The sequence below is a fragment of the Cryobacterium psychrophilum genome, from assembly GCF_004365915.1.
In the GTDB taxonomy this organism is placed as follows: Bacteria; Actinomycetota; Actinomycetes; order Actinomycetales; family Microbacteriaceae; genus Cryobacterium; species Cryobacterium psychrophilum.
The window spans coordinates 2,210,988-2,235,086 of sequence record NZ_SODI01000001.1; the positions used below are offsets into that span (position 1 = coordinate 2,210,988).

Below are 24,099 nucleotides of genomic sequence, written 5' to 3' on the forward strand. Positions count from 1 at the left end.
TGCGGCCCAGACAAGAGCGAATGAACCCTGCTGGTCTCAAGGGTGCCGAGCACCCCGCGACCCCGGCGAACCCGACCGGCAAGGCGGGCGCGACCGGTGCCGGTGCCGGTGCCGGCGCCGGCGCGAAGCCGAAGCCGAAGACAGCGGGCAAGTCCGGCAACCCCGCCAAGCGCAACAACCCCGCGAGCAAGGGGCATGCCACCGTCAAGCCAGCCTCGGCCGCCGACTGGATCTCCGGGGCCCGCCTGCGTACGCTTCCCCTCGCGATTGCGCCGGTCGCCCTCGGCACCGGCGCAGCCATTGTTGTGAGTGAGCCCGGTGAGTACCACCCCGTGCGGGCGCTTCTGGCGCTGCTCGTGGCGCTGTGCCTACAAATCGGTGTGAACTACGCGAACGACTATTCCGACGGTATCCGTGGCACCGACAAATTTAGGGTCGGACCCGCCCGGCTCACGGGAGCCGGGGCGGCGAAGCCCCGCACCGTGCTCACGGTTGCGCTCGCCTTCTTCGGGCTTGCCGCGCTCGCCGGCCTCGTGCTGGTGATCCTCACCCAGTACTGGTGGCTGTTGCTCGTGGGCGTTGTCGCCATCGGCGCGGCCTGGCTGTACACCGGTGGCACAAAGCCCTACGGCTACTTCGGCCTCGGGGAACTCTTCGTCTTCGTGTTCTTCGGGCTCGTGGCCACCATGGGTACGACCTTTGTGCAGGTGGGCCGCGTCCCCACGGAAAGCTGGCTCAGCGGAGTCGCCATCGGCCTCATAGCCTGTGCCGTGCTCATGGTGAACAACCTGCGGGACATCGTTCCCGACAAGGCAGCGGGCAAGCGCACGCTCGCCGTGCTGATCGGTCCCACGTGGGCACGGGTGGCGTTTTGCGTGTTCCTGCTGCTGCCGTTCGTGATCGCCGGGTTCTTCTCACTGTTCTACCCGCTGGGGTTCCTCACGCTGTTCGTGCTGCTGCTCGCGCTCCCGGCGTGCATGATCACCGTGACCGCACGCACGGCGGGCGAGCTCATCCTGGTGCTCAAGCTCACAAGCATGGCGGCCCTGGCCTACGGCGTGCTGCAGGGGCTGGCCTTCGCTCTCTGATCGACAGCCCCGGCAAGCGCGCCGCTGAGGGGCACACGCCGCAACACCGTGCGTATAGTCGGCCGCGCTCTACGCCACCATCGTCATCGCACGGCTGCCCTGACGCGCCGCGGTCGGTGGCGTGACGGTCGCCGGATGGCCGCTCGAGCGCTCTTCTACTGCGCGGTGTCCCTCGGCGTCGATGCAGCACCCGCGTCAGCGTCAGCGTGCTCCTCGGCCCGCCCTGCCTCCAAACGGTCCAGGGCCGCGTCTTCACGTTCGGCGTCTTCGTGCACGAGCGGCTGGTCCCGGTGACGCGCCGCGTACAGGTCACGTGCAACGTTTTCGCGGGGCTTGCGCAGGAATATGAAGGACAGGCTCATGCCCACGATCGCGGCAACCACCGCGGCAATCCATTCCTTGATCCCGAGGATCAGCAAAATGGCCAGCGGAGCGGCAAACAACAGCACGCGATAGACCGAATACGACACCCAGGACGGTACAGATTTCATCTCATCAGCATAGGATGCGCAACTGTACGCACGCTGCGGTCCGTACAGCTTTCGGCGGCATCTCGCGAGTGCCGACCGGAACCTGACCCTGTTGGGGCCGCTGAGCTACCCGTCCGGCCCTTCTGGCGTCGCGCCATCTCGGCGACCGGCTTACAATTGGGATATGCCCAAGCTTCTGATCGGACTCGGACTGGCCGTCCTCATCCTGACCGTGTACACGCTCGTGGATTGTGCCCTGTTCGAGCGAAGCCGGGTGCGTGGACTTCCCCGTTGGGTTTGGATCATGGTCATCGTGCTTGTGCCGTTGATCGGTCCGCTGCTCTGGCTCTTCGTGGGGCGCGGGCGCGGGGGGTCACCGGTCGGCCGCTCGTTCCGTACTGTCGCCCCCGACGATGACCCTGATTTTCTCAAGTCGCTCAATGTAGACAAGGACGCTCGCGAACGCATCCGTCGACTTGAGGAAGACCTTGCAGACCTCGACAAGCCCGACACCACGGACAAGCCCAATAAAACCACCGAACCGGGCGAGGGCGAGCAGCCGGGTCGCCGCGACGGCTGATCGCGTCGCACCTGTCTGCCTGCATGCCTGAATCTTTCCCGAGCGGGAGCCCGGCCACCGACTTTAGTTTCGCTCTGCTGACCGAATTCGTGCGGCTCGGTGTGCGTCAGGTCGTGCTGAGCCCCGGGGCCCGTTCGCAGGCCCTCGCCCTCGCCTGCGCAGAGCTGGAGCGGCTCGGCCGGATTCGGCTGCATGTGCGCATCGATGAGCGCGGTGCGGGATTTCTTGCCCTCGGACTCGCGGTGGAGACCGGCCGTCCGGCGCTCGTGATCACGACGTCGGGCACCGCCGTGGCCAATCTGCACCCGGCAGTGCTCGAAGCGCACCACTCGGGTGTTCCGCTCATCCTGCTGACCGCCGACCGGCCAAGTGAGCTGCGCGGAATCCGTTCGAACCAGACAACGGTGCAGACCGGCATCTTTGGGGTGGCCGCTCACCTCTGCCTGGACGTGCCGGCACCCACTGGTGAACCGGACGAGGCCGCCGTGGCGCGGGAGCTCGCTCTGCGGGCGACGGATGCCGCCACCGGGCGTCACAACCGAAACCCTGGTCCCGTGCAGCTCAACCTCGCCTTTCGCGAGCCGTTGTCTGCGGCCGTGACGCTTATCGATGCCGCCGACAGCTCTCCCGCCCCACGGGGCAGGGGAGCCAGGGACGACGACGCCGTGCTCGCCGACAGCGCCACCGACGTCATGGGCGCTCGCAGCGACAGCGACAGCGACATGACGAGTGACAGGGCCAGGGAAGACCGTGACAATGCGCACGACCGGTCCGCATGGGGCAACGCGGAGTCCGACGACGAGGGATCGCACGGCCCCGAAGCCGAAGCCCGCGCCGAGGCTGACCGTGACCCCGGGGCACCGGACGTGCTGGCCATGGTGTCGATCGCGCCGGGGCTGCGTACCGTGGTCATCGCCGGCCACGGTTCAGGCCCGGCTGCCGAGGCCTTCGCCCGCGCGGGCGGTTGGCCCCTGCTCGCCGAAGTATCGAGCGGCGCCCACTTCGGCCCCAACCTCGTGGTGACGTACCGGGAACTGCTTCGGGCCGAAGACCTCGGTGGCCGCATCGAGCGCGCAATCGTATTCGGTCACCCCACGCTCAGTCGTGAGGTCCCGGCGCTCATCGGCCGCTTCGACGTGGAAACCGTTGTCGTGGCCCCGACCGGCGCCGAGTGGTACAACCCGGCTCACGCCGCGAAGACACTGGCTCGCGCCGTTGAAGCGGATGCGGCATCCGTGGACGCTGTGTCGACCTCCGCCGCGCGCGAATGGTTGGGACGCTGGGTCATGACGAGTCGCCAGCTTCTCGCCGCCGAGGTTGAACGCGAGGCGACGCCACTGGACCGACGCGGCATCACTCGAGCGGAACTTGCTGCGCTGCGCGCCCCGCTCACCCGACCGCTGCTCGTGGACGCCGTGTGGCGGGCATCATGGCCGCATGACCGTCTCGTTCTGGGCGCCTCCCGACTGATTCGCGAGGCGGACCGCCGGGTTCCGGGCAAAAAGATTTCGGTGCACGCGAATCGTGGACTCGCCGGCATCGACGGCACCATGTCGACCGCGATGGGGATCGCACTGGCAAGCCAGGGCGGCCTCGACGGCGACGAACCGGCGTCGGTGGGTGTGACGAGGCTGCTGCTGGGCGACCTGACCCTGTTTCATGACGTGGGCTCGCTGCTGCTCGACCAGGGGGAGACCCCACCTCGCCTTCAGGTGATCGTGGGGGTCGACGGTGGCGGCACCATCTTCGACGGCCTCGAAGTGTCTGACACCGCACCCGCCGACGCGATCACCCGAGTGCTCTATACGCCGCGCACGGTCGATCTCGCGGCCCTCGCGAGCGCGTTTGGTTGGGAGTACACGCTTGCGGCCACCCGCAGCGACCTGGAGCAGGCCCTAACCGGGGCGCCGGCCGGCCCGAGCATCGTCGAGGTTCCGCTGGCCCGCTGATGCCGACATCGGCCAGCTGGTCGTGCACCGGGACTAACCGAAGGCCTCCACGATGGGACGAAACTTCATCTTCGTCTCGGCAAGTTCACGCTCGGGATCGGAATCCAGAACTATGCCACAACCGGCATATGCCGTGACGGCACCCGTGCTGCTCACCTGGGCGCAGCGCAGGGCTATCGCCCATTCCCCGTCTCCGTCGGCTCCGACCCAGCCCACCGGGCCGGCATACCGGCCGCGGTCGAATGGTTCGAGCTCGCGAATGAGGTCCAGCGCGCTCTCCGTGGGTGTACCGGCAACGGCCGCCGTCGGGTGCAGCGCGGCAATCAGGTCCAGCGAGGTTGAGCCGTCGCTCAGCGTGCCCTCCACATCGGTGGCCAGGTGCCACAGGTTCGGCAGCTTCACCGTGAACGGAATATCGCTCGACGTGAGCACCGAGGTGTGTGGTCGAAGGGACTTGAGCACACTCTGCACCGCAAACTCGTGCTCGTCGCCGTCCTTGTTCGAGGTGGCGAGAGCGAGGGCAGCCTCGGTGTCGGAGACAGCGTCCACCCCCCGGGAAATCGTGCCGGCGAGCACGCGCGCATTCACGTCACCGTGGTCCGCTCGAATCAGTGTTTCGGGGCTGGAACCCACGAGTCCATCCACCGCATAGGTCCAGCAGTCCGGGTAGCCGAGCGCGAGCTTGGTGATTGCTCGGCGCAGGTCAGATTCCTCGGGCAGGCGGCCCACCAGGTCGCGAGCCAGCACCACCTTGTTGAGGGGCTGCTCCGCGATGCGGGCGACGGCCTGGGCAACGGCGGTTCGATATTCGGCGGCCGGTAGCGCCCCCGGGAGCAGCCTGATGCGGTATTCGTTGCCGAGCGGGTCGAGGGTAAGCGGATGCGTCGGTGCACTGGCGCCGGTGGGCCAGATGCGGGTCACCCAGCACTGCCCGTTCTCACGCCCGACAATGACCTCGGGTACAATGAGCACGCTGGTCTGGGCGGAGGACTCGTCAAAGGCGAACGCGCCGAACGCGAGCAGCCCGGTGCCGGTGCGCTGCAGCGGGTCGGTCACCGTCGCGGCGGCGACCACCGCCTGCCACGCGCTCGCAGCATCCGTCATGCGGTTGGGGCCCGAAAATTCCAGCCGCAACGCGGAGCCGATACCCGCGAGACCCTGGTTGCGGCGCATCCATAGGAGCGGTTGACGTTGGTCGAGGAGCAGGACCAATTGGCGGATATCGGCAATTGGGGAGGTTTCGACCGTTAGCGCCTGAACATTCACCTGATTAGACTACGCCCGCCCGTGTGTCCATCCGGCTCACGCCTGTGCAACCTAGACTGGTGTGGTGAATAGAGCAGACCTGAACAAACGCCCCGCGCAGGTGGCTGCCATGTTCGATGAGGTCGCCGCGCACTACGACCGCACCAACGCCGTGCTGTCGATGGGCAACGCGACACTGTGGCGCGTCGCCACCACACGCGCCGTCGCCCCGCGGGCCGGGGAACGCATCCTCGACATCGCCGCGGGAACGGGCACGTCGAGTGCGGCCCTCGCACGCACGGGCGCACACGTCGTGGCCGCCGACTTCTCCGCCGGAATGATCGACGTCGGCCGCGAGCGTCACGCCGACAATCCCAACATTGAATTCGTGCAGGCGGATGCCACGGCCCTCCCGTTCGAGGACGGTGAGTTCGACGCCGTCACGATCAGCTTCGGCCTGCGCAATGTGGTGCTCCCGCAGAAGGCGCTCGATGAGTTCTACCGGGTGACCAAGCCGGGTGGGCGCATCGTCATCTGTGAGTTCTCAACGCCTCCGGCGACGCCTATTCGCGTCGGCTACTTCGCCTACCTGAACCACGTCATGCCCGCGATCGTGCGGCTCGCCTCGTCCAACGCCGAAGCGTATGACTACCTCGGCGAATCGATCGCGGCCTGGCCCGCGCAGGCCACGCTCAGCGGCTGGCTCCGCGACGTGGGTTATGAGGGCGTTGCGTACCGCAACCTCACCCTCGGTATTGTTGCCCTGCACCGCGGTATCAAGCCCATTCTGGAATCGCCCGCCATCGGGCTGGCCGCGGCCGAAACCGCGTCCTGAGTTCTTTCTCCCCATTCGTTAGGCCGAAACAGTGAAACCTAGAACCCCTGTGGTGCGGCGCAGCCCCTCCGTGACGAGCCAGCTCGGCCTGAGCGAGCGCATTTTCGCCACGGCTGCCGATCGTGGCCTGGCCGCAAACATCGACCAGGGAATCGAAGAGGTAGAGGCGTCGCTCATTGCTGAGCTCGTCTATGCCAACGACATCGCCAACGCGACGAGTCGCTACCTGTTCAACGCGGGCGGCAAACGGGTGCGCCCCATGCTCGCCCTGCTGACCGCGCACCTCGGCGACGGCGCCGTTCCCGAGGTGGTCACGGCTGCCGGCGCGATCGAGCTCACCCACCTTGCCTCGCTGTACCACGATGACGTGATGGACGATGCGGACAAACGACGCGGAGTGCCGAGCGCCCAGGCTGTCTGGGGCAATTCCATTGCCATCCTGACGGGGGACCTGCTCTTCGCCCGGGCGAGCCAGCTCATGGCGCGCCTGGGTGAACGCGCCATCCGCTTGCAGGCCGCCACTTTTGAACGTCTCGTCATGGGGCAGTTCCGCGAGACCGTTGGGCCTCGTGCCGAGGAAGACCCGGTGGAGCACTACATCGGCGTGCTGGGCGACAAGACCGGTTCGCTCATCGCCGCGGCGGCGCAGGCCGGAATCGTGTTCTCGAACGCACCAGCCGAGTACGAGCAGCCCGTCGTCTCCTTTGGCGAGAAGATCGGTGTGGCCTTCCAGCTGATCGACGATGTGCTCGACCTCTCGCCCCAGCCGAAGGAAACCGGCAAGGTCCCTGGTACCGACCTGCGCGCCGGAGTTGCGACGCTGCCGCTGCTGCGCCTGCGCGAACGAGCCAGGACGAATGACGCCGACGCCGCGCTCCTCGCCCGACTCGAGCGCGATGTGATGGCGAGCAACAGCGTGGCGACGGAGGCCGCCGACTCAGCCATTACCGCGTTGCGGGAGCATCCCGTGACCGCCGAAACCCTGGCCGAGGCGCATTCGTGGGCCCGTGACGCCGTTGCCGCCCTCTCGCCGCTGCCCACCGGGCCGGTCAAGAAGGCGCTCACCCGGTTCGCCGATACCATCGTCGAGCGATCAAGTTAGAAAGGCCTCAGTGACCAAATTACGATTGGCCATCGTCGGGGCAGGACCCGCGGGCATCTACGCCGCAGACATCCTGTTGAAAGCGGAACGCAACTTCGAGGTTTCCATTGACCTCTTCGACCACCTGCCGGCACCCTACGGGCTCGTGCGTTACGGGGTTGCGCCGGATCACCCACGCATCAAGGGCATCATCAACGCCCTGCGCGGGGTGCTCGACAGCGGTGACATTCGCATTTTCGGCAACGTCCGCTTCGGCGTGGACGTGACCCTTGCTGACCTCAAGAAGCACTACAACGCGGTGATCTTCGCGACCGGCGCCACCCAGGACGCCGATTTGAACATTCCGGGAATGCACCTGAACGGGTCCTACGGCGCCGCCGAGTTCGTGAGCTGGTTCGACGGGCACCCCGACGTGCCACGCACCTGGCCCCTGGAGGGCACGGAGATCGCCGTGATCGGCAACGGCAACGTGGCGCTCGACGTGTCCCGCATGCTCGTGAAGCACGCCGAGGACCTGCTCTCCACGGAGATCCCGGAAAACGTCCATGCGGGACTCCAGGCGTCGCCGGTGACCGACGTGCACATCTTCGGGCGTCGGGGGCCCACCTCAGTGAAGTTCACTCCGCTCGAACTGCGCGAGATCGGTCAGCTGCGTGACGTGGACATGATCGTGTACGACGAGGACTTCGACTACGACGACGCCGCGCGCGACGCTGTGGCCAGCAACAAGCAGGTCTTCGTCATCGACAAGACCCTGCAACAGTGGCGTCAACGTGAGACCGGCAGCGCAAGTCGACGACTGCACCTGCACTTCTTCTCCAAGCCGGTTGAGGTCGTCGACGATGGCAGTGGTCGGGTTGGCGGGTTTCGTTGGGAGCGCACGAGGAGCGACGGCGCCGGCGGCGTGGTGGGCACCGGAGAAATACGCGAGATCCCGGTGCAGGCCGTGTACCGGGCGGTGGGCTACTTCGGCTCAGAGCTCAAGGACGTGCCCTTCGACAAGAAGCGTGGCGTTATTCCCAACAGGGAGGGCCAGGTGCTGCGACGCGACCCCGAGGCCGGCACCGGCGGGCTCTTCAACCAACAGATGTACGGCGTCTACGTCACCGGGTGGATCAAGCGCGGACCGGTGGGACTGATTGGCCACACCAAATCTGATGCGATGGAAACCATCCGCCACCTGATCAACGACCTCGGTAACTGGTGGTACCCGGAGTCGCCATCGGAGGAGAGCATTGTGGCCCTGCTCGACGAGCGCGGCGTGCAGTACACCGGGCTCGACGGGTGGCGCAACCTCGACCTGCACGAAATCGCGCTCGGTGAGGCAGCGGGGCGCACGCGCGTGAAGGTCGTTCCCCGTGACGAGATGGTCGAGATCTCCCGCGGCGAGGGCTGAAGCCGCGTGGCCCCCTGGGTGGCGATCGTCGCCGGACTGTTCGGCAGCGCGCTCGGGGTGCCGCTCGTGCGCATCGCCGAACGGATGCTGCGCATCCGTCGCCGCTTCTCGCCGCCCGTGCTCGTCGTCGCCGTCGCAGCCACGGGAGTGCTGATCGCGCTGGTGGTCTGGGTGTTCGGAGCCGGCTGGGAACTGCCCGCCTACCTGTACCTGTCCTTCATCGCCGTGGTGCTCAGCGTCGTGGACCTCGCCGAGAAGCGGCTGCCGAATGCCCTGGTCTACCCCTCACTGCTCGTGCTGCCCGTGCTGCTGACCCTCGCGGCGGCGGCCACGGGGTCGTGGCCGGCCCTGCTCGGAGCCTGCATCGGCGGCGCCAGCCTGTTCGTGTTCTATTTCGTGCTCGCCCTGATCTCGCCTGCCGGCATCGGGATGGGTGACGTGAAACTCGCCGCAGTGATCGGTCTGGCTCTTGGGTACCTGGGCTGGACGCCGCTTCTCGTTGGCTCCCTCGGAGGTTTCCTGGTCGGCAGTCTCGTGGCACTGGTGGCGCTGGCGGCCCGCCGGGTGACTCTGCGGGGCTCCATCCCCTTCGGGCCCTCCATGCTCGCGGGCGCCTTCCTGGGCGTGCTCTTGGCCTGAAATCTCCCCCCCCGGTTCACCCCAACGATGAGGGCCACACTCGTGACACACCCACGTCGCGAGCACGTGCCATCGCTGCTCCCAACGAACATACAGTGAACATGCAGCCCTCTACCACCCCCAAGTAAAGGGGGACTCTTTCTGGGGAGTAGCCGCGGCGTGCTCGGGGCACCTACTTTGTGGTTATTCGCTCGGCCGCCCAGGCCGGCCTACACAGAACGGAAAACCCGAGATGAAGTTCTACACTCAGATCCTGGCCCGAATCAACAGCCTGCGCGACGAAGAAGACGGCGCCACCGCGGTGGAGTACGGCCTCATGGTGTCACTCATCGCCGTGGTCATCATCACCGCGGTGGCCCTGATTGGCACAAACCTGACAACCATGTTCACCGGCGTCGCCGGCAAGCTGTAGCCAATCGGCCGCTCGAGTGCCGGCGGTCGCTTCCGGAATCCGGAAGCCACCGCCGCACCACTCGCCCTCCCTGCATTTTCGTTTTGACAGCCACCCGAAGGGCCATTTCACATGATGCGTCTTCGCAATCAACGGGGCGAACGCGGCGCAGCCGCCGTGGAATTCGCACTCATCCTCCCCGTACTCCTGCTGCTCGTGCTCGGTGTGATCGAGTTCAGCCGGGTCTACAACGTGCAGATCTCCCTGAGCAACGCGGCCCGTGAAGGCGCCAGGACGATGGCCATCCACAACAATCCGGTTCAGGCCAGGTCGGCGGCCAGTCTCGCTGCCCCCTCTGTCACCAGCCCGGCACTCACCGCAGGAAATGTCACCGTCAGCCCCACCGATTGCGCGGCCGGCTCGACCGTGACCGTGACCATTCATTACGACGTGCACCTGATGACCGGATACTTCGGTCCGACGCTGCCTCTGACCGGCAAGGGAGTCATGCTATGCGGTGGATAACTGCCCGTTTGCACCAGGAACGCGGCGCGAGCGCCGTGCTGGTGGCCATCCTGTTGGTCCCGCTTCTCGGCTTCGCGGCAATCGCGCTCGACGTCGGCGCCCTCTACGTCGAACGTGGCCAGCTCCAGAACGGAGCGGACGCGGCCGCACTCGCCATTGCCCAGGGCTGCGCTGCTGACGGCGTCTGCACCAGCCCCGGGGGCCGAGCCGCCACATTCGCCAACGCGAACGCCAACGACGGGGCCGCCAGCGTCCTCACCCCCACCTTCCCGACCAGCAACAGCGTGACCGTCACCTCGAGCACTCGGGTGGCCGGCACCAATGCGGACGCTATCAGCCACCCGTTCGCGCGGTTCATCGGTGTCGATTCGACGACCGTTCACGCGGCGGCAACCGCCGAGTGGGGCGCGCCGCGGGCGAGCATGATCGTGCTTCCGCTCGCCATCTCGCTCTGTGAGTTTCGGCCCGCGCTGGACGGAACCCTCCAGTTGCTCCGCTACGACCAGAACCCGAACTGCACGACCCCGGACGGGCACCCCATCCCCGGTGGATTCGGCTGGCTCGACCGGGTCGATAACGAGTGTGAGGCGGCCATCGACCTGCTCGTGGCGCGTGCGCCGAGCGAACCGGGCAACTCGTACCCGGGCATCTGCGATGACACGCTGACCAATCTGCAGGGCACGACAATTCTGGTTCCTATTTTCGACCGGGCCTACAACCCGAGCGGTACGGAAGTGACTCAGGGGCAGGCGGCCTCGTACCATCTGTACGCCTTCGCCGCATTCACCGTCACCGGATGGAAGCTCTCCGGTGGCCATACCTTCCCGCAGGTCAACATTGATCCCGCCGCCCCGAAGTGCAACGGCAATTGCCGCGGTATCCAGGGCTACTTCGATCGTTGGGTGTCCGTCGAAGCGGCAGCCGCCGTTCTCGGTGGCCCGGACCTCGGCGCATCCATCGTCAGACTTTCAAACTAGGAGATCTCATGAAAACCCGACTCATTGGCGCGATCCTCGCGGTCGTTCTGGCCGTCGTTGGCACCGTCGTGCTCACCGGCTATGTGAACAGCGCTGACGCGCGAGCTGCCAACGGCGCCGAGTTCGTGGCGGTCTACCTGGTCGTTGACGAGATACCGGCCGGCACCGAGGCGGCCGCGATCAACGACTTCATCACCGCGAAGCAGATCCCGGCCCTCGCCGCGGTGCCGGGCCGGGTGACGAAGCTGAGCGACCTGAATGGCCTGGTGGCGGACACCGCGCTGATGCCCGGCGAGCAGCTGCTCGAGTCGCGCTGGGTGACCCCCGCCACGCGGGCCGCCAGCGGAGATGTCGCTCTGCCGGAGGGAATGCAGTCGGTCAGCATCGCGCTTCCGGTCGAGCAGGTGGTCGGCGGCACGGTCAAGCCGGGCGACACCGTCGGCGTCGTGATTTCCGCGACCCTCAAGGGCGCCGACGGCGCCGCAGAAACGCCGATCAGCCAACAGGTTTTCCACAAGGTGCTCGTGACGGCCGTGCGAGAGGGAACCAACACTCCGCCGGCCGAGGGCGCGGATGTGGCCGGCGAGGCGTTCGACACCGTGATGGTCACCCTGGCCCGGTCGACCGCGGATATCCAGAAACTGGTCTGGGGCCAGGAATTCGGCAGCGTGTGGCTCACCATCGAACCCAAGACCGCCGATGAGACCGGTTCAGCGGTCGTCGACGGCAGCACGGTATTCCAATGAGCCGCCCACGCCTGAGCCCCTGGCGCAACGGGGTACTGGAACGGCCGGAACGTGACACCGTGCCCGGCGACGCCGACCTCGACGCCGACCTTGAGGCCCTGGCGGCCGCCGAAATGGAGGACGACGCCGCAACCGACAACCGGGAGACAGCCGACGACCCGTGCGCACCGCCGACCTTCGTTCCACCGCCGATCGACACGCTGGGCGAGGTTGCCGGCATCCCGCGCCAGATCATCGCGGTGGTGGCCGCCAAGGGTGGCGTCGGCAAGACGACCGTCGCGACGAACCTGGCCGTCGGCCTCGCCAAGCAGGCTCCACTGTCGGTGGTCCTCGTCGACGCTGACGTGCAGTTCGGGGACGTGGCCACGGCGCTGTCGCTGACTCCCGGTCATTCCCTGCCGGACGCCGTCACGGCGGTCGCGGCCAACGACTCCATGGTGCTCAAGGCCTATCTCACCCCGCACTCGGGCGGTTATTACACCGTGTGCGGCTCGGACTCGCCCGCCGACGGCGACCGGGTCACCGGCGAGCAGCTGAGTCACCTGATCCGCCAGCTCGCCGAGATCTTCCGCTTCGTCATCATCGACACGGCACCGGGTCTGGGCGAGCATGCCCTGGCCGCGCTCGAGTCCGCCACCGACGCCGTATTCGTCTGCGGGATGTCGGTACCGAGCGCACGAGGACTGCGCAAGGAGCTTGCCGTGCTCACCGGCATCGGCCTCATGCCGCAGTCCCGTCATGTGGTGCTGAATTTCGCCGACCGGGTGAGCGGACTGAGCGTGCGTGACATAGAGGCGACGATCGGGGTGCCGGTGGACATCGCCGTGCCCCGATCGAGCGTGGTCACGCTGTCCACGAACCGCGGCATCCCGCTGCTTCAGGACGGAAACAGAAATCCCGCATCAGCGGCTCTCACGGAGCTGGTGCGCCGGTTCGACCCCAGCGCGTCACTTAAACGCGGTCGCTTGCATCGAAGGGTGGTTGTCGCATGAAACTGACTGACCGAGTGGATGCGGCACGCCGCGACGGACCACTGCATCGCCTGGACAAGAAAGTCCCGGTCCTTCCCTCTGTGGCGAGGATGACGGAGGAGGCGTGGCTCGGAGATGAGGATCGGGCTGCCGCGCCCGCTCCGGTGGCCGACGCACAGGTGCCCGCCCCGGCGCCCGCGCCAGTGGTCGACCCCCTCGCGGAACTCAAGGAACGGGCCGCGCAGGAGCTTTTCGTCCGGATCGGAACGCGGCTGAACGACGCGAGCCTGAGCGAGGAGCAACTGCATTCGTATGCCAGGGCCGAACTCGGCAATATCGTCGCGGCCGAGCAGGTTCCCCTCAGTCCCGAGGAGCGCACCAGGCTGATCGCGGAGATCGGGGCCGACGTGCTCGGCTTCGGCCCGCTGGAGGCGCTGCTCGCCGACGTGGCGGTGACCGAGATCATGGTCAACGGTCACCAGCAGATCTTCGTCGAGCGGGCCGGGCACCTCAGCCTCAGCGACGCTCGTTTCACCAGCGAGGCGCAGCTGCGACGGGTGATCGAACGGATCGTGGCGAAAGTCGGGCGCCGCATCGACGAGTCGTCGCCCCTGGTGGACGCCCGCCTCGCCGACGGCTCGCGGGTGAACGCGATCATCCCGCCGCTCGCGGTCGACGGATCGTCGCTGACGATTCGCAAGTTCGCGCGCGAACCCCTCACCGTGAAGGACCTGATCGACTTCGGCACCCTCAGCGCCGAAATGGCCCAGGTGCTGGACGCCTGCGTGAAGGCCAAGCTCAACATCATCGTCTCCGGCGGAACCGGAACCGGCAAGACCACGCTGCTGAACGTGCTGTCCAGTTACATCCCGCCCGATGAGCGCATCATCACTATCGAGGACGCGGTGGAGCTGCAACTGCAGCAGGACCACGTCATCCGGCTGGAATCCCGGCCGGCGAACATCGAGGGCAAAGGCGAGATCACCATCCGTGACCTCGTGCGCAACTCCCTCCGGATGCGGCCGGACCGGATCGTGATCGGCGAGTGCCGCGGGGGAGAGAGCCTCGACATGCTGCAGGCGATGAACACCGGCCACGAGGGCTCCATCTCCACGGTGCACTCGAACTCGCCTCGCGACGCGATCGCACGGCTGGAGACTCTCGTGCTAATGGCCGGCATGGACCTGCCCCTGCGTGCGATTCGTGAACAGATCGCCTCTGCGATCGACGTGATCGTGCAGATCACTCGGCTCAGTGACGGCACCCGCCGGGTGACGCATGTGACCGAGGTGCAGGGCATGGAGGGCGACATCGTCACCCTCCAGGACGCCTTCGTGTTCGACTACAGTGCCGGCGTCGACGATACCGGACGCCTGCGGGGCCACGCCGTGGCGACCGGGGTGCGGCCACGATTCGCCGATAAGTTCCGGGACCTGGGAATTCCGCTGTCTCCGAGCGTGTTCCAGGCCAACCTCGTCACCCGGGATAAGCGATGACCCCCGTCATGCTCTACGTCGGCGTCGCCGCCGCGCTCATCGCGCTGTTCGTGCTCCTCTTCCTTGTGATCGCACCGCCCCGCCCCAGGGTGCCGATCGAGCGCCGCCGCGCGCCGGGCACGGTGGACACGTCGACCCTCACCCGGGTGACCGACCGTGTGGTCGAGACGATCGACGGGGCGCTCCACCGTCGCGGACGGGCGCCGTTCACCGCAGAGGAACTGGAACAGGCCAGCATCCGGATGCAGCCGTCCGGTTTCATACTCATGGTGCTGTCGGCCTCGACCGTCCTGGCTCTGGCCGGGCTGGTGCTGGGCACCGGCACACCCTGGGCCGTGCCGCTGATGGTGACTTTCGCCGCGGTCGGGCCGATCGGGGCAAAGGTGCTGCTCGGCGTGCGTGCCCGGCAGCGTCGCGCGAAATTCGCGGAGCAACTCGACGAATCGCTTGCTCTTCTGGCCGGCGGTCTGCGAGCCGGCCACAGCCTCCTGCGGGCGGTCGATGCTGCGTCCCAGGAGACGCCGTCGCCGACGGCCGACGAACTGGCCCGGATCGTGAACGAGACTCGCATCGGGCGTGACCTGGGCGACGCCCTCGACAACACCGCCACCCGGATGGGGAGCGAGGACTTTCGCTGGGTTGCGCAGGCGATCGCCATCAACCGTGAGGTCGGCGGCAACCTCTCCGAAGTGCTCGACCAGGTGGGCCACACCATCCGGGAACGCAACGAGATCCGTCGCCAGGTGAAGGCGCTGGCTGCCGAAGGCAAGCTGTCCGCCTGGGTGCTGATTCTCCTGCCGGTCGGGGTCTTCACCTTCCTGCTGCTCACCCAGCCGAACTACTTCGCCGGATTCTTCAGCAGTATCTGGGGAATAGCCGCCCTCATCGTCGCGGCCATCCTGCTCATCGGCGGCTCATTGTGGATGATGGCCGTCGTCAAAGTGAAGTTCTAGGAGAACCCGATGCCCTCACTCATTGCAGTCCTCGCCTCGCTCGCCGTCGCCGGCGGGTTTGCGACCCTCATCGGCATCCTCGTCGGCGGCCGCGCTGCCCAGCCGGTCGCGGAGATTGGCGACTCGTCTCCGCGGTTCGCCGCGCCGGGCTCCGTGCGCGTCCAACGCCGTTGGGGGATGCGTGAGCTGGCCCCCCGCGGGTACCTCGGGATGCTCGATCGGCGGCTCGCGCTCGCCGGGCGGCCACCCGCCTGGACCATAGACAAGATCCTCATCGCCAAGCCCCTGGCCGGCACGGCCGGTGCGCTCCTGGCGCTGCTCTGGATCAGCGGGGACCCGGTTCCGACTCGATTTGTGCTCGGCATCCTGCTCGTGCTGCTGTGTTTCTTCGTTCCCGACCTCTTGCTTGTCAGCCGCGGGCAGGAACGGCAGGAGCAGATGCAGAACGCCCTGGCCGACACCCTCGACCAGATGACGATCGCCGTGGAGGCCGGCCTCGGTTTTGAGGCGGCCATGGCCAAGGCGGCGACGAACGGCAAGGGCCCCCTCGCGGAGGAGTTCATCCGTACCCTGCAGGACATGAGCATCGGGCGCACTCGCACGCACGCCTACCAGTCGCTGGGCGATCGAACCTCGTCGTCGGATTTGCGCCGGTTCACCCGTTCGGTCATCCAGGCGGACACCTACGGCATCGCGATCGCGGACGTGCTCCGGGTACAGGCCGGGGAAATGCGCCTTCGACGCCGTCAGCGCGCCGAGGAGAAGGCCATGAAGGTGCCCGTCAAGGTGCTCTTCCCGCTCATCTTCTGCATCCTGCCGGTGCTGTTCATCGTGCTGCTCACCCCGGCCGTGCTCAGCATGGTCAAGGCGTTCTCCTAACCTTCCGCTGCACCGACGGGAGACCCCGGATGCGGGCGGCTAGCGGAAGTTGACGAACTGCAGCGCCACATCAAGGTCTTTGCCCTTGAGCAGCGCCATCACCGACTGCAGGTCATCGCGGCTCTTGGAACTCACGCGCAGCTCGTCGCCCTGGATCTGGCTCTTGACGCCCTTCGGGCCCTCGTCGCGGATGATCTTGCCGATCTTCTTCGCGTTCTCCTGGTCGATACCGGCCTTCATCGTGGTTTCTATGCGGTATTCCTTGCCGGAGGCGAATGGCTCACCCGCGTCGAGGCTGCGCAGGGAAATACCACGCTTGATGAGCTTGGACTCGAACACTTCGAGGATGGCCTTGACGCGCTCCTCCGTGTTGGCCTTCATGAGGACCTTCTCGCCGCTCATCGCGATCGAGGCACCCACATTCTTGAAGTCATACCGCTGGGCGACCTCTTTGTGCGCCTGGTTGAGGGCGTTGTCGACCTCCATCGGGTCGACCTTGCTAACGATGTCGAACGTAGAATCTGCCATGGCTCTATCGTACCGGGCCGGTACCGCGGTGCCGGGAGAGATCCCCGGCGCCGCGGTACGCCGATTCAGCTCGCGGGGGCGCGGTGCTGGAGCGCGTAATGAGCTCGAATGGCATCGGGAGATTGAGGTCGCCGGGTTCGTGCGGTCGGGGGTGTAGCTGCTCCATCAAGATATCCACCGCTTTCTCCCCCTGGGCCTGCGGGAACTGCGCCATGGTCGTGAGGCCGAAGAAGTCGGCGAGATTGTGGTCGTCAATGCCGATGACCGACACGTCGTGGGGTACCGAGAGCCCGAGGTCCCTCGCCGCGAGGATGCACCCGATCGCCATCTCGTCGGAGGCGGCGAAAATGGCGCTCGGGCGTCCGTCGTCACGCTCAAGCAGCCGGCGCGTGGCCTGGTAGCCTCCGCGCATGGTGAAGTTCGCCGGCTCGAACAGGTCTACCGACACGGCGATCTCGGCCGCTTCGAGGGCTCCCTCGTAGCCGAGTCGCCGGTTCGTCGGCAGGTGAAAGTCGAGGTCGAGCTCCTTGCTGCCACCGACATGGCCGATGCGGGTGTGTCCGAGCGCCAGCAGATGCTCCGTGGCTCGGCGGGCGACGGCCGCGTCGTCGATCGTGAGGGTGCGCACACCATTGCTGGGGCCGCCGACGCCGACGCCGACGATCGGCTTTCCCACAGCGTGTAAACGGTCGACCTCATGTTCGGTGAGCTCAAGCGAGACGGCGATGACAGCATCCAGTCGCTGTCGAAGGAGAAAATGCTCGAAGACGCTGGCCCGCTCGTCTCCGCCGCCGGAAAGGTTATAGAGGGTGAGGTCGTAGCCGTTGCGGAGGAGGGCCCGTTGCGCTCCCTCCACGACGCTCGAGAAGAACCAGCTGCCGAGGAACGGGACGACAACACCGATGTTCTTGGTGCGACCGGAAGCGAGGCTCGATGCGCTCGCCGACACTACGTAGCCGAGCTCACCGGCCGCAGCCTCGACCTTGAGCCGGGTGGCCGGTTTGACCGGTCCCCTGCCGCTCAGCGTGCGCGAGACGGTGGCGGTCGACACGCCTGCCAGACGGGCGACGTCTTCGATTCCGGCCATGGGTTCCTTATCGAATGGGAGAAGTGCGGGTGTTTGATCTTATCGAGGCGTGAATCCCACCGATTCCTGCGCGCTGATTTCACGCTGGGGCACTTCGTCTTGTATTCTGATTCAGCACGTTCGATTAGGTGAAATTTGCCCGGTCGAAAGCAGCTGGCGAGTTACCCAAGCGGCCAAAGGGATCTGACTGTAAATCAGACGGCGTAGCCTTCGTGAGTTCGAACCTCGCACTCGCCACAGCAAACCAGCAGGCCCGGAGAAATCCGGGCCTGCTTCTTTTTAAGCGGATGCGCCTGGCGCGTCACGTAGCGTGGAGGCATGACTGCCGCCGTGACATCAGACCTGCTCGCCATTGCCCGACGCACCGCGCTCGAGGCCGGGGAGCTTGCGCATCGTCGCCGCGCGGAGGGCGTACAGATTGCGGCGTCCAAGTCGTCACCGGAAGACGTGGTGACGAACGCCGACCGGGAGGTCGAGGCCCTCATCCGCGCCAGGCTCGCGGCGGCGCGGCCGGGTGATGGCTTTTACGGGGAGGAATCGGAGGCCACCGACGGTTCAACCGGACTCACCTGGGTCGTCGACCCGATCGACGGCACCGTCAACTATCTCTATGGAATTCCGCACTACGCGATCAGCATCGCCGTCGTGGAGGGCGACCCGAAACCGGCGACATGGAACACGCTTGCCGGGGTCGTCGTGAACCCGGCAATCGGGGAGGTCTACACGGCGGCAGCTGGCCAAGGTGCGTTTCTGGGCGAGCGCCGCCTCGCCGTGAACACCGGCGTGCCGCTATCGCTCGCGCTCGCGGGAACCGGCTTTGGGTATGCGGCGAAGCGGCGACTGTGGCAGGCCGCCGTCGTGCAGGGACTCATTGGCGAGGTGCGGGACATTCGACGAATGGGTGCCGCGGCGCTGGACCTGTGCTCGGTGGCGGCCGGCCGCCTGGACGTGTACTACGAGCGCGGTCTGCACCCGTGGGACCACGCGGCGGGTGCTCTCATTGCGCGGGAGGCAGGTGCCCGTGTGGGGGCTTTCGGCAAGAACACCGAGGGAATCGACCTGCTGGTCGCCGCCGCCCCAGACCTCTACGATCAGTTTGTGCCACTCCTAGAACAGCTTTTCACCCGGTTAGATCAGGAATCGTCGTGATGTGTCCGGCGGTTCGGGGGGTGTACTCGGAGTCTGAGCGTGCCTTTTGGGGCTGCGCGGGTTAGCCTTGACCGATTCGTTACATTCCATTGCGGCTAAGACGAGCAACGGATGCCAGTCCGCCGCACAGAAAGAGCCCCTTTGTCACGTCACTCCTCCCCGTCAGCTGCCCTCGTGCCTGACTCGAGTGACACCACAGACCCCGCTCTTCCCCTCACTCGCCGCGAGTTGCGCGAGCGTGAACGCCGGGCCGCCGCCGAAGCCGAGCCCGTCGACGTTCCGGCAGGCATCGTTCCCAGCGCCGACGCAGAACTGACCGCGGCCACCGAGTCCGTCATCGTGAACGAGCTGGCCGAGCCCAGCCTCGTTGTCGCCATCGTCACTGAGTCCGATCGGGTCATTGCGGCCCCCGCTGCCGATGAAGAACGTGAATCGCACACGAGCCTGCTCCTGTCCGATGCGCCGACGTCGACAATGTCGATTCCGATTCCCACGCGCTCGCAGCTCCGCCGCGACGCCGAGGCCCGCACGGCTGGTCCGAAGCGGGCGCGCACGGAGGTCGCGGCCAGCGCGGAGTCTGGCGCTGCGACAGGGGCCTTCGCCCCGAGGGGTCGCTTTGTTCCCGCCACGACGCCTCCGCGCATCGCACCGCGGGCCCAGCCCGTGAGTGACCGCATGCGCAAGTTCGCGACGACGAGCATGACCGTCGCCGCCATGGGGTTTGTAGCCCTGATGGCCGTCTCGACCTCGCTGCCCGCGCAAGCGTTGCTGTCGACGGCCGAGGTGCGGGCATCCGCTCAGGCCGCCTCGCGTCCCAGCATGGAGGGCGTGCAGACACTCGATATCGCCGGCGGCGATACCATCACGGTGGAACGCGACGGTTACTCGTCAAGCACCATCGCGGAGGTCGCTGCCGCGAGCGGTATTCGAATGGAAGCGACCTTCACCAACAACCCCAACGGCACGATCCAGTGGCCCTTTGCCGTTGGTGTGCACATTGGTGACCAGAAGGGCCCGCGTAACTGCGCCGGCTGCTCCGCGAACCACGGAGGCCAGGACTTCAACCCGGGCGTCGGCGCCCCCATCCAGGCGATAGCGGATGGCGTGGTCAGCCTCGCCCAAGACGGTGAAGGCAGCCTCGGCGTGCACATGGTCATTGACCACATGATCGACGGCAAGCTCGTGTCGAGCGTCTACGCGCACATGATCCACGGCTCGATGAACTTCCAGAAGGGTGACGTCGTCAAGGTGGGCCAGGTCATCGGCAAGACCGGCAGTACCGGAATGTCGACCGGTCCGCACCTGCACTTCGAGATCCGCGAGGGTGGCAAAGGCGGCACCAAGGTGGACCCGCTCAAGTGGCTCTACGCCCACACGAACTAGCGCCCACACGAACTAGCGCCCACACGACCGAGCGCCCACACGAACTAGCGCCCACACGACCGAGCGTTGACGCGGCCGCTCGCGGCTCACTCTTCAACGTTTGGCCTGGTCGGACTTCGGCCGGCCCAAGCCGGCCGGATGCGCGTCTCACCGAGTGCACTGGCATGCACCCGGTGAAACACTGGCGCGGGTCAGCGCAGCCAGACGGTCGTGTCTCCCGGCAGTGTGCGGGCCGTCAGGGGTTCGCTCGTCAGAATGACGTCGCCATCCGGCAGGGGCACGGATGCCGCACTCGTGTTGGCAACGACCGTCACGTCTCCGGAACGGAACGCCACGACCTCCTCGGGGAACCCGGGCAGCCACTTCACCGAGCCGAGACCGAGGGCGTGAGCGCGGCGCAGGCGGAGAGCGAGCGTGTAGAGCTCAAGGGTGGAGCCGGGTGTGCCCTGCTGCTGGTCCCGCGCGAGTTCAGCCCAGGCATCCGGTTGGGGCAGCCAGCTCGCGCCCGATGCGCCGAAACCATAGGAGGGCGCGGTGGATTCCCACGGGATCGGCACACGGCATCCGTCTCGACCGTACCGTTCACCCTCGGTGCGGAACCAGGTGGGGTCTTCCCGCGCCGAATCGGGGAGGTCAATAACCTCTGGCAGGCCAAGTTCCTCCCCCTGATAGATGTAGCTCGAACCCGGCAGGGCGAGCATGAGCGCAGACGCCGCGCGAGCGCGTCGCAGGCCAACGGCCGTGTCCGGCAGGCCAGCCGTCTTGGGCCCGATGCCGTGGCCCTGCAGGTTCTCGGCGCCCAGGGCAAGACGAGACGCGTGGCGAACGACATCGTGGTTGGAAAGAACCCACGTGCTCGGGGCGCCGACGGCGCTGAAGGCGGCGAGGGAATCATCGATAACGCGACGCAACCGGGGCGCGTTCCAGGGGGTCTCGAGGTACGCGAAGTTGAAGGCCTGGTGCATCTCGTCTGGTCGCACCCATTTGGCCACCTCGGTGAGCGGGTCGACCCATGCTTCCGCGGCGAGCACACGGTCGCCCGGATACTCGGCGAGCACCGTGTGCCAGTCGCGGTAGATCTCGTGCACGCCGTCCTGTGCCCAGAATGGCGGCGTCGCGGGCGGTTCGACGCTGATGCCGGGCTCGAGCGTGGCGGAGCCGCCGCCCATGCTGCCGCCCTCGGCGGGTGGCGTGTAGTCGGGAAGCCCGGCGGCCTTAATCATTCCGTGGGCAACGTCCACCCGAAAGCCGTCGACGCCCCGGTCGAGCCAGAATCGCAGCACCGACCGGAACTGCTCGCGCACCCACGGGTTGTCCCAGTGCAGATCCGGCTGGGTGCTGTCGAACAGGTGAAGATACCACTGGCCGGAGGTGCCGTCGGCTTCAACAATACGGGTCCATGCGCGTCCGCCGAAGACGGATTCCCAGTTGTTCGGGGGTAGCTCGCCGCTGTCACCCTGTCCGTCGCGGAAAATGTACCGACCACGTGCGGGGCTGTCAGGCGCCGAGGCGAGCGCGGCCTGAAACCAGGCATGATCGCTCGACGAGTGATTGGGGACAATGTCGATGATCACGCGGATGCCGAGCTCATGCGCCGCGTTCTGCATGGCGTCGAAGTCGTCGAGCGTGCCGAAGAGGGGGTCGACGTCACAGTAGTCGGCAACGTCGTAGCCGGCATCGCGTTGCGGAGACGTGTAGAAAGGCGAGAGCCAGACGGCGTCGATGCCGAGGTCGCGCAGTTGGGGGAGGCGCCGCTGGATGCCAGCGAGGTCACCCATGCCGTCGCCATTACCGTCGGCGAAGGACCGCGGGTAGATCTGGTAGATCACCGCGGTGCGCCACCATTCGCTGCCCACCGTCGTGGAGCCGATCACGGCGGGGTCTGAAACTACTGTGCCTGTCATTGCTTAATGCTATGTCATCGAACCGCACGTGTAAGCGCTTACATCGACTCGGAAAGGCCTGCTGACGTTCGGAGCCGTGGCCGTGGCGGCATCACTCGCCCTCATCGGCTGCTCGACCGGAGGAGCTGAGGAGAGGACGGACACCGGCTGAAGTGCACTCACGGTCTGGGGGCGACGCCGACCGCGTGGCCGGCTCGAGGATGCGGCCGCAGAATTCACGAAGGAATCCGGGGTAAAAGTCACGCTCGTGCAGAAAGACGTCGCCAAACGCCAGGAGTGGTTGATCGCCGAGGTTACCCGGCACAGGCCCGACATGACGATTGTGGCGCGCGACTGGTTCGGCAACTTCGTCAGCAACGGTTCCGCGGCCTTGAGCGGTGGGGCTCCATGTCCGTAGAAGCCTGGCTATTTGCCGTCGGTGACGGCGGAGACGATGGCGTCAACGGCGAGTTTCGTGCCGGGGAGGCGGGCGTAGGCGTTCTGGAGTTCGCGCGCCCGGTACCAATACTGTGGGTTGGTCAGAACGGACTCCACCGCGCGGCCGATCTGGTCGGCGCTCGGGTCTCGACGGCCGAGGGAAATACCGGCTCCGCTCCACGCCACGCGGGCGTTGACCTCCATCTTGTCTTCGCTGTTTCCGGCAACGACGAGGGGAATCCCGAGGGAGAGCGCATGCTGCACTCCGCCGTAGCCCCCGTTGGTCACCAGGAGGTCGGCAGAGGGCAGGAGGCGTTCGAAAGGCAGGAAACGTGCCAGTCGGAAGTTATCCGGGCGTTGGGAGGCGGGGAACACGCGCTCGGGATCGGGGCCGCCGGTCGTGCCGATCACGAGCACGTTTTGCGTGGCCAGCGCCGCTACGGCCGGCAGTAGGAGTCTGCGTGGTTCGCGAGCGGTCGCGCCCTGGGTCACGACAACGACCGGGCGACCATCGTCGCGGGCGGCAGCGATGTCTCCCCACCAGGCCGGGGGGTGCCAGTCGACCGGTTCCGGCGGAATCAGAGCACCGGTGAACTCAACGCGCGACGAGAGATCTGACCGTGGGTATTCAAAATCCGGAATGGTCGCGGCAAGAAAGCGCGTCGACAGCTCCACGCCCCAATTCATGAAAGAGCTTGAGAGCTCCGGCAGGCTCAGCGTTCGACGCACGGCGTTCGCTGCCGCCTGCGGCTCACCCAAGACCCACCGGGTAACGGATGCGTTCAAAATACGATTGCGAGCCCGCCCGACCGTGGAACGGCCAGGGGGCAGACCGGCGCCGAAGGGTGCGGTGTCGGTGCTGGGCATGTTGAGCGGAGTCGAGGAGAAGGCCACGCTCGGAAGCCCCCGCTTCTCGGCCAGGAAGAGTCCGGCCATGAAGGTGTGCTCCACGACGATGATGTGTGGTTGAAAGTTCTTCGCGATCTCATCCATCTCGGCGAACCATTCCGGAATCGGAGCAATGAAGAGGTTCAGAAGAGCCCATTTCATCGAGGCGAACCCAGGCTTTCTGGCCGACGTGATGTGCATCTGCTGAACGACATCGTCGTCCAGGTCGATCGCGGTCGACATGGAATGAAAGGTGGCGCCGGAATCGCGAACGAGGTCGACGAAGGCCGATCCGGTGTACCACGCCACCTCGTGCCCGGCTGCGCTGAGGGCGCGCGCAAGAGCCGAGGCCTGTCTCACATGACCGGTTGTGGGCAGCGTGCCAATAAGAATTCGAGCCACGCGGTTCCCCCCTGATTCCGTGCCAATGCTGTTCATCGTATCCCGGGTGTCACCGCGAGGCCCAAACAGGTGATAATCTGATCAGGTTGCCAAAATGCG

Annotated in this window: 24 protein-coding genes and 1 tRNA gene; 19 read left to right on the top strand and 6 right to left on the bottom strand. The window is 66.5% G+C overall.

The window, feature by feature from the left end:
• Positions 1-20 precede the first annotated feature (20 nt).
• Positions 21-1,088: a 1,4-dihydroxy-2-naphthoate polyprenyltransferase gene (locus EDD25_RS10400; protein WP_134173211.1), complete on the top strand. Its 1,068-nt coding sequence runs from the start codon at positions 21-23 to the stop codon at positions 1,086-1,088.
• Between the two features lie 155 nt (positions 1,089-1,243).
• On the opposite strand, the gene EDD25_RS10405 is transcribed toward EDD25_RS10400, so the two are convergent.
• The gene (locus tag EDD25_RS10405; protein ID WP_134173212.1) at positions 1,244-1,579 is read right to left on the bottom strand and encodes a DUF4229 domain-containing protein; all 336 of its coding nucleotides are present in this window, start codon (positions 1,577-1,579) and stop codon (positions 1,244-1,246) included.
• Between the two features lie 163 nt (positions 1,580-1,742).
• Here EDD25_RS10405 and EDD25_RS10410 point away from each other — a divergent pair, with 163 nt between their 5' ends.
• Both EDD25_RS10410 and menD read left to right on the top strand, forming a co-directional pair.
• The gene (locus EDD25_RS10410; protein ID WP_134173213.1) at positions 1,743-2,138 is read left to right on the top strand and encodes a PLD nuclease N-terminal domain-containing protein; all 396 of its coding nucleotides are present in this window, start codon (positions 1,743-1,745) and stop codon (positions 2,136-2,138) included.
• A gap of 23 nt (positions 2,139-2,161) precedes the next feature.
• Complete coding sequence (menD, locus tag EDD25_RS10415; RefSeq protein ID WP_134173214.1) at positions 2,162-4,087, top strand: 2-succinyl-5-enolpyruvyl-6-hydroxy-3-cyclohexene-1-carboxylic-acid synthase; 1,926 nt, start codon at positions 2,162-2,164, stop codon at positions 4,085-4,087.
• 33 nt (positions 4,088-4,120) lie between these two features.
• On the opposite strand, the gene EDD25_RS10420 is transcribed toward menD, so the two are convergent.
• Positions 4,121-5,353 carry an isochorismate synthase gene (locus tag EDD25_RS10420; RefSeq protein ID WP_241986386.1) on the bottom strand — a complete coding sequence of 411 codons (1,233 nt, stop codon included), beginning with the start codon at positions 5,351-5,353 and terminating at the stop codon, positions 4,121-4,123.
• 64 nt (positions 5,354-5,417) lie between these two features.
• Here EDD25_RS10420 and EDD25_RS10425 point away from each other — a divergent pair, with 64 nt between their 5' ends.
• The 12 genes from EDD25_RS10425 to EDD25_RS10480 all read left to right on the top strand — a co-directional run bounded on the left by EDD25_RS10425 (position 5,418) and on the right by EDD25_RS10480 (position 16,242).
• Complete coding sequence (locus tag EDD25_RS10425) at positions 5,418-6,167, top strand: class I SAM-dependent methyltransferase (protein WP_241986387.1); 750 nt, start codon at positions 5,418-5,420, stop codon at positions 6,165-6,167.
• 31 nt (positions 6,168-6,198) lie between these two features.
• A complete protein-coding gene (locus tag EDD25_RS10430) occupies positions 6,199-7,269 on the top strand; it encodes a polyprenyl synthetase family protein (protein ID WP_134173215.1) in 1,071 nt (356 codons plus the stop codon).
• Between the two features lie 10 nt (positions 7,270-7,279).
• Positions 7,280-8,665: an FAD-dependent oxidoreductase gene (locus EDD25_RS10435; protein WP_134173216.1), complete on the top strand. Its 1,386-nt coding sequence runs from the start codon at positions 7,280-7,282 to the stop codon at positions 8,663-8,665.
• A 6-nt stretch (positions 8,666-8,671) separates the two neighbouring features.
• Complete coding sequence (locus EDD25_RS10440) at positions 8,672-9,304, top strand: prepilin peptidase (protein WP_134173217.1); 633 nt, start codon at positions 8,672-8,674, stop codon at positions 9,302-9,304.
• Between the two features lie 232 nt (positions 9,305-9,536).
• A complete protein-coding gene (locus EDD25_RS10445; protein WP_134173218.1) occupies positions 9,537-9,716 on the top strand; it encodes a Flp family type IVb pilin in 180 nt (59 codons plus the stop codon).
• A gap of 111 nt (positions 9,717-9,827) precedes the next feature.
• A complete protein-coding gene (locus EDD25_RS10450) occupies positions 9,828-10,220 on the top strand; it encodes a TadE/TadG family type IV pilus assembly protein (protein WP_134173219.1) in 393 nt (130 codons plus the stop codon).
• The gene (locus EDD25_RS10455) at positions 10,208-11,197 is read left to right on the top strand and encodes a pilus assembly protein TadG-related protein (protein ID WP_134173220.1); all 990 of its coding nucleotides are present in this window, start codon (positions 10,208-10,210) and stop codon (positions 11,195-11,197) included. The genes EDD25_RS10450 and EDD25_RS10455 overlap by 13 nt, the downstream gene beginning before the upstream one ends.
• An 8-nt stretch (positions 11,198-11,205) precedes the next feature.
• On the top strand, positions 11,206-11,943 hold the full coding sequence (gene cpaB / locus EDD25_RS10460; RefSeq protein ID WP_134173221.1) for a Flp pilus assembly protein CpaB: 738 nt from the start codon (positions 11,206-11,208) through the stop codon (positions 11,941-11,943).
• On the top strand, positions 11,940-12,935 hold the full coding sequence (locus tag EDD25_RS10465) for a CpaE/TadZ family protein (protein ID WP_134173222.1): 996 nt from the start codon (positions 11,940-11,942) through the stop codon (positions 12,933-12,935). Before cpaB ends, EDD25_RS10465 begins: the two co-directional genes overlap by 4 nt.
• Positions 12,932-14,410 carry a TadA family conjugal transfer-associated ATPase gene (locus tag EDD25_RS10470; RefSeq protein WP_134173223.1) on the top strand — a complete coding sequence of 493 codons (1,479 nt, stop codon included), beginning with the start codon at positions 12,932-12,934 and terminating at the stop codon, positions 14,408-14,410. Before EDD25_RS10465 ends, EDD25_RS10470 begins: the two co-directional genes overlap by 4 nt.
• Positions 14,407-15,363 (top strand): type II secretion system F family protein, encoded by a 957-nt coding sequence (locus tag EDD25_RS10475; protein ID WP_166671267.1) that lies wholly within the window; start codon positions 14,407-14,409, stop codon positions 15,361-15,363. Before EDD25_RS10470 ends, EDD25_RS10475 begins: the two co-directional genes overlap by 4 nt.
• 9 nt (positions 15,364-15,372) lie before the next feature.
• Positions 15,373-16,242: a type II secretion system F family protein gene (locus EDD25_RS10480; RefSeq protein WP_134173224.1), complete on the top strand. Its 870-nt coding sequence runs from the start codon at positions 15,373-15,375 to the stop codon at positions 16,240-16,242.
• A 39-nt stretch (positions 16,243-16,281) separates the two neighbouring features.
• On the opposite strand, the gene EDD25_RS10485 is transcribed toward EDD25_RS10480, so the two are convergent.
• Both EDD25_RS10485 and EDD25_RS10490 read right to left on the bottom strand, forming a co-directional pair.
• Positions 16,282-16,770 carry a YajQ family cyclic di-GMP-binding protein gene (locus EDD25_RS10485; protein ID WP_134173225.1) on the bottom strand — a complete coding sequence of 163 codons (489 nt, stop codon included), beginning with the start codon at positions 16,768-16,770 and terminating at the stop codon, positions 16,282-16,284.
• A gap of 4 nt (positions 16,771-16,774) precedes the next feature.
• Entirely contained in the window at positions 16,775-17,857 is a 1,083-nt protein-coding gene (locus tag EDD25_RS10490; protein WP_134173226.1) for a LacI family DNA-binding transcriptional regulator, read from the bottom strand.
• 155 nt (positions 17,858-18,012) lie between these two features.
• Between EDD25_RS10490 and EDD25_RS10495 the strand changes: the two genes are divergently transcribed.
• The 3 genes from EDD25_RS10495 (at position 18,013) to EDD25_RS18195 (ending at position 20,389) form a co-directional block, all read left to right on the top strand.
• Positions 18,013-18,094, top strand: a tRNA-Tyr gene (locus EDD25_RS10495).
• An 81-nt stretch (positions 18,095-18,175) separates the two neighbouring features.
• Positions 18,176-19,006 carry an inositol monophosphatase family protein gene (locus EDD25_RS10500; RefSeq protein ID WP_134173227.1) on the top strand — a complete coding sequence of 277 codons (831 nt, stop codon included), beginning with the start codon at positions 18,176-18,178 and terminating at the stop codon, positions 19,004-19,006.
• Between the two features lie 174 nt (positions 19,007-19,180).
• Positions 19,181-20,389, top strand: coding sequence for a peptidoglycan DD-metalloendopeptidase family protein (locus tag EDD25_RS18195; protein WP_166671268.1), 1,209 nt, complete (start codon positions 19,181-19,183; stop codon positions 20,387-20,389).
• Between the two features lie 191 nt (positions 20,390-20,580).
• Here the strand turns inward: EDD25_RS18195 and EDD25_RS10510 are convergent, their stop codons facing one another.
• Positions 20,581-22,293 (bottom strand): glycoside hydrolase family 13 protein, encoded by a 1,713-nt coding sequence (locus tag EDD25_RS10510; RefSeq protein ID WP_134173229.1) that lies wholly within the window; start codon positions 22,291-22,293, stop codon positions 20,581-20,583.
• Positions 22,294-22,540: 247 nt separating this feature from the next.
• Here EDD25_RS10510 and EDD25_RS17545 point away from each other — a divergent pair, with 247 nt between their 5' ends.
• Positions 22,541-22,690, top strand: a complete 150-nt coding sequence (locus EDD25_RS17545) for a hypothetical protein (protein ID WP_166671269.1) — start codon at positions 22,541-22,543, stop codon at positions 22,688-22,690.
• 8 nt (positions 22,691-22,698) lie between these two features.
• Here EDD25_RS17545 and EDD25_RS10515 read toward each other — a convergent pair whose 3' ends face one another.
• On the bottom strand, positions 22,699-24,000 hold the full coding sequence (locus EDD25_RS10515; protein WP_166671270.1) for a glycosyltransferase: 1,302 nt from the start codon (positions 23,998-24,000) through the stop codon (positions 22,699-22,701).
• Between the last annotated feature and the right edge of the window lie 99 nt (positions 24,001-24,099).

What these genes read in the sequence shown, in the direction of transcription:
- EDD25_RS10400 (WP_134173211.1), top strand. Translation starts at nt 21, where the DNA reads ATGAACCCTGCTGGTCTCAAGGGTGCCGAGCACCCCGCGACCCCGGCG.
- EDD25_RS10405 (WP_134173212.1), bottom strand. Translation starts at nt 1,579, where the DNA reads ATGAAATCTGTACCGTCCTGGGTGTCGTATTCGGTCTATCGCGTGCTG.
- EDD25_RS10410 (WP_134173213.1), top strand. Translation starts at nt 1,743, where the DNA reads ATGCCCAAGCTTCTGATCGGACTCGGACTGGCCGTCCTCATCCTGACC.
- menD (WP_134173214.1), top strand. Translation starts at nt 2,162, where the DNA reads ATGCCTGAATCTTTCCCGAGCGGGAGCCCGGCCACCGACTTTAGTTTC.
- EDD25_RS10445 (WP_134173218.1), top strand. Translation starts at nt 9,537, where the DNA reads ATGAAGTTCTACACTCAGATCCTGGCCCGAATCAACAGCCTGCGCGAC.
- EDD25_RS10450 (WP_134173219.1), top strand. Translation starts at nt 9,828, where the DNA reads ATGATGCGTCTTCGCAATCAACGGGGCGAACGCGGCGCAGCCGCCGTG.
- EDD25_RS10455 (WP_134173220.1), top strand. Translation starts at nt 10,208, where the DNA reads ATGCGGTGGATAACTGCCCGTTTGCACCAGGAACGCGGCGCGAGCGCC.
- cpaB (WP_134173221.1), top strand. Translation starts at nt 11,206, where the DNA reads ATGAAAACCCGACTCATTGGCGCGATCCTCGCGGTCGTTCTGGCCGTC.
- EDD25_RS10465 (WP_134173222.1), top strand. Translation starts at nt 11,940, where the DNA reads ATGAGCCGCCCACGCCTGAGCCCCTGGCGCAACGGGGTACTGGAACGG.
- EDD25_RS10470 (WP_134173223.1), top strand. Translation starts at nt 12,932, where the DNA reads ATGAAACTGACTGACCGAGTGGATGCGGCACGCCGCGACGGACCACTG.
- EDD25_RS10475 (WP_166671267.1), top strand. Translation starts at nt 14,407, where the DNA reads ATGACCCCCGTCATGCTCTACGTCGGCGTCGCCGCCGCGCTCATCGCG.
- EDD25_RS10480 (WP_134173224.1), top strand. Translation starts at nt 15,373, where the DNA reads ATGCCCTCACTCATTGCAGTCCTCGCCTCGCTCGCCGTCGCCGGCGGG.
- EDD25_RS10485 (WP_134173225.1), bottom strand. Translation starts at nt 16,770, where the DNA reads ATGGCAGATTCTACGTTCGACATCGTTAGCAAGGTCGACCCGATGGAG.
- EDD25_RS10490 (WP_134173226.1), bottom strand. Translation starts at nt 17,857, where the DNA reads ATGGCCGGAATCGAAGACGTCGCCCGTCTGGCAGGCGTGTCGACCGCC.
- EDD25_RS10500 (WP_134173227.1), top strand. Translation starts at nt 18,176, where the DNA reads ATGACTGCCGCCGTGACATCAGACCTGCTCGCCATTGCCCGACGCACC.
- EDD25_RS10510 (WP_134173229.1), bottom strand. Translation starts at nt 22,293, where the DNA reads ATGACAGGCACAGTAGTTTCAGACCCCGCCGTGATCGGCTCCACGACG.